The organism is Rhizobium sp. RU36D (genome assembly GCF_900176345.1).
Taxonomy (GTDB): Bacteria; Pseudomonadota; Alphaproteobacteria; order Rhizobiales; family Rhizobiaceae; genus Allorhizobium.
Window position 1 is genome coordinate 1 of sequence record NZ_FWXU01000061.1, and the last position, 3,450, is coordinate 3,450.

Here is a 3,450-nt window from a genome sequence, read left to right on the forward strand (position 1 = left end):
CTTCGTCATGCCAAACCTCCGTTTGGCATAATGAGTCAGAATTCCTCTGATTTGGGAATCCCATCACGAGTCGGCGTCATTGCTCGTTGGTATAACGCGCCTTTCAGCACCCATCAGAAATGCAGATTTCGTGCCAATTGATACGAAACTACAGTTTCACTTTTAAAGTCAATAGTTTGTTTGATTTTGGTCCGGAGTGTCGCCGTGAAACCTTGATTTCTTTTGGCTAAATATTGGCCGAACGTTTCATGCAGATGCACAAATGCGTGTCACAGTTCTTCAAGACTGTCGTTGAGGGCCTCTATGCCGCGCAGCCGGTTGCGGCCGGCAACCCCGGCCATTTCAATACAGCGCGTCGTGATCAGATGGCAGAGCGCCATCACTGAGACATGGTTGAAGATGGGACCGGGCGCAAGGGTATGGCAGCGGAAGTGCCAGGTTGCGCTGGTAAGAAACGCGACTCCCTCGTCCGTAATATAGAGGAGTTTGGCCTGGGATTTTTCAATCTGCCCGAGGATCAGATCCATGCGGGCAACACGGCGACGCAGCCCGAAGACGATCACGACGTCTTCGGGCGAGAGGCTGACCAGATGCTCGCCCAGGGTCTGGCCGCCGCCGGGTATCGAAACAATGTTCTCGACGACCTGGGTCAGTTGCCATTGCAGGTAACTGGCAAAGGGATGACTGGCACGGAAGCCGAGCACCCAGACTTTTCGCGCCTCAAGAATAGCCGATGCAACGGCCGAAATCTGGCTGTCAGTGATAGCGAGGAAAGTGGATTCAAGATTGGTTACGCCCTGCGCCACGTGGGCGGCGACCGATTGCTCCCCAGTTGCGTCGGTGGCGGTCGAGAGAAACAGCCGAGAACCAGTCTGCTTTTCCGCCCGGGCATGGCGACGCGCTTCGTCGTAGTTTTCATATCCCAGCCTCTGGACGAAACGCGATACGGTTGCCTTCGAGACATGCGCGAGCGCGGCTAGTTCCTGCGCCGAATAGCTTGCAAGCTCCCCGGGAAAGTCACAGACAAAATCGCCCAGCCGTCGCTCGGCGGGATGCAAGTTTGGCAAGATCTGGCGGACACGGGTGAGAAACGACAGCTCTTTTGGGCGCACAACGGATCCCATGAAATTCGATTTTCATGATGGTTGTTTTGAAGTGCTTGGACCGGGATGGCAAGCACGTTCGTCAGTCAATTGTCGGAAAGCGCTAGAACTCCACCGCTGCAGCAACACAGGTACAAAGACCGCTCGCTTAGTGTGGCTCAACACATCGCAGATGCTTTGAGGTGCCACATCCCCGTGCGGTTACAATGGAAGATTTTCACGCAGGATAATGTCCATTTTGATCGATGTCGGGCCGGCCGCTTGCTCGTCGCCGCCCTGATTTTCGCCGCAGGCGGCAAGAGCAGCGCCAAGCACCAGATCCGCGTTCGAGTTTATGACTGCGAAGGGTCGCCAGAGAAACGCCCGCATGAAGGGCGACGTCCTCCATGAGTGGCAGTACAGTCGCTTTGCCCTCACTGCCATTTTCTGATGACATCTCAAAACTTATGATTTGGTTGCGTTTGCCCCGAAGGATGCCCTTCGTAGCGTCCTGTCAAGAGGCGCGCCAAGAGGAAGCTTGCGCCTGGCCGTTATCCGCAACGGATTCGATATCGGACTTGCCTGGGCCGATGAACTGGCCCGCTTTGCCAGTCTATCGCTGGTCTATCTGGCCATGCCGCGGCTGGCGCTGCGCGGGCAGCACATAGCAATCGGCATGCTGCCGGAGTTGCTTGGTGGCAGGATCCAGACGGTGATGGCCATCGGCGTCGAACTTGGCGTCCTCGCCTTCTGCACCCTGACGCTTTACGGCACGCACGCCTATCTAATGCGCGCCGGAAAGTTCTCGACGCAAGCGATGAGCTTGTCGAACTGGGTCTTCTACGCGCCGGCAACGCTCGGCATCACACTTTTCGCCCTTGTCGCGGTGCTGCGCCTTTTGAAGATCGCCGGCTTCGGCCAAAGCCCCGACCATCAGACCGGCAGTCATCCATGAGGCTCGCTCTCCTCATCATCTTCCCGGTGGCCCTCGCCATCGGCATGCCCGTCGCCGTCAGTCTCGGCCTTTCCTCGGCAATTGTCATTGTAACGTATGGACTGCCGGTCAACGTCCTGGCGCAACGCAGGGTCAATGCGCTCGATTCGACACCGCTGCTGGCCGTTCCACTGTTCATCCTTGCTGCCAATCTGCTGACTGCGATGGGTGTCACCAATCACCTATTCGATGTCGTGCGGCTGCTGGTCGGGCACATTCGCGGTGGAGTGGCGCAGGTCAGCATCCTGCTCAGCTTGGTGTTCTCAGGCGTATCGGGCGCTGCGTTGGCGGATATCGGCGCGCTCGGTGCGATCCAGATCAGCCAGATGAAAAAGCAGGGATATCGCGAGGATTTTGCCGCCGGTATCACAATCTCCGTCACGACAATCGGCCCGATCTTCCCGCCATCTATTCCGATCATCATCTATGCCAGCGTCGCCAATGTGTCGGCTGTGAAGCTGCTCCTGGCGGGTATCGTGCCCGCCATCCTCATTACGCTTCTACTGATGATACAGGTTGCGATCACTGCTCGTCTGAAAAACCTGCCACGTGACGACATAACGCCAAGCCGTGGCGCCATTGCACGCAAGTTCCTCGTTTCGTTTCCGGCCATTCTGGCCCCTGTCCTGCTCATCGGTGGCTTGATGAGCGGCTATTTCGGCCCTACCGAAGTGGCAGGCGTCACGGTCGCCTATGCGCTGTTCATTGGCCTATTCATCTATCAGACGCTGGATTGGCAGGGCATCCTGCGCAGCATGCAAGAGACGGTCGAGGCGACCGCCAGCATTCTGTTCATCGTGTCGGCGGCGGCTCTCTTCGCCTGGGTGCTGACGATGGATCGGGTACCGGTGACGGTGAGCACGTTTCTGCTTGAACTCTCCGACAATCCCCTGGTCCTGCTTTTGCTGGTGAACATTCTGCTGCTGGTCGTCGGTATGGTGCTGGAATCGATCGCGGCCATCCTGATTATCGCGCCGATCATCGCCCCGGCACTCGCCGCCGCCGGCGTGGACCCGGTGCAACTCGGTATCGTCTTCGTGTTCAACCTGATGATCGGCCTGCTGACCCCGCCAGTAGGCATGAGCCTCTACATGGTTTCGATCGTCGCCAAGATGCCGATCCACCTGGTCATCAGGGGCACCATGCCGTTCCTGATTTCCATGGTGCTTTCCCTTCTGGCCGTGACGCTGGTCCCCGCGATCTCGACATGGCTCCCGAACTACCTGGTTCAATGAGGCTTTACATGAGTAGATTTCTTGGAGAGATCCGGCAGTTGGGCTGAACCACGCCGGGTTTGCCGGAGGCGATTTCGTTTAAGTTATGCGGCCATGGCTAGTGCGTCCAGGGTGGCGTAGTACTGCTCCTCGGCTTCGG

4 protein-coding genes are annotated in these 3,450 nt (G+C 57.6%); 2 read left to right on the forward strand and 2 right to left on the reverse strand.

Going from position 1 to position 3,450, the window contains the following annotated elements:
- Window positions 1-269: 269 nt before the first annotated feature.
- Both B9A97_RS29065 and B9A97_RS30000 read right to left on the reverse strand, forming a co-directional pair.
- Window positions 270-1,112: a MurR/RpiR family transcriptional regulator gene (locus B9A97_RS29065; protein ID WP_143530775.1), complete on the reverse strand. Its 843-nt coding sequence runs from the start codon at window positions 1,110-1,112 to the stop codon at window positions 270-272.
- Between the two features lie 192 nt (window positions 1,113-1,304).
- Entirely contained in the window at window positions 1,305-1,472 is a 168-nt protein-coding gene (locus B9A97_RS30000; RefSeq protein WP_179145436.1) for a hypothetical protein, read from the reverse strand.
- A 148-nt stretch (window positions 1,473-1,620) separates the two neighbouring features.
- Between B9A97_RS30000 and B9A97_RS29070 the strand changes: the two genes are divergently transcribed.
- Together B9A97_RS29070 and B9A97_RS29075 are read left to right on the forward strand one after the other, a co-directional pair.
- Window positions 1,621-2,037, forward strand: a complete 417-nt coding sequence (locus B9A97_RS29070) for a TRAP transporter small permease (protein ID WP_179145437.1) — start codon at window positions 1,621-1,623, stop codon at window positions 2,035-2,037.
- Window positions 2,034-3,311 carry a TRAP transporter large permease gene (locus B9A97_RS29075; RefSeq protein ID WP_084369313.1) on the forward strand — a complete coding sequence of 426 codons (1,278 nt, stop codon included), beginning with the start codon at window positions 2,034-2,036 and terminating at the stop codon, window positions 3,309-3,311. The genes B9A97_RS29070 and B9A97_RS29075 overlap by 4 nt, the downstream gene beginning before the upstream one ends.
- The last annotated feature ends 139 nt before the right edge of the window (window positions 3,312-3,450 follow it).

Excerpts from the sequence above, each read along its gene's own strand:
- B9A97_RS30000 (WP_179145436.1), bottom strand. The coding sequence starts at position 1,472 with ATGCGGGCGTTTCTCTGGCGACCCTTCGCAGTCATAAACTCGAACGCG.
- B9A97_RS29075 (WP_084369313.1), top strand. The coding sequence starts at position 2,034 with ATGAGGCTCGCTCTCCTCATCATCTTCCCGGTGGCCCTCGCCATCGGC.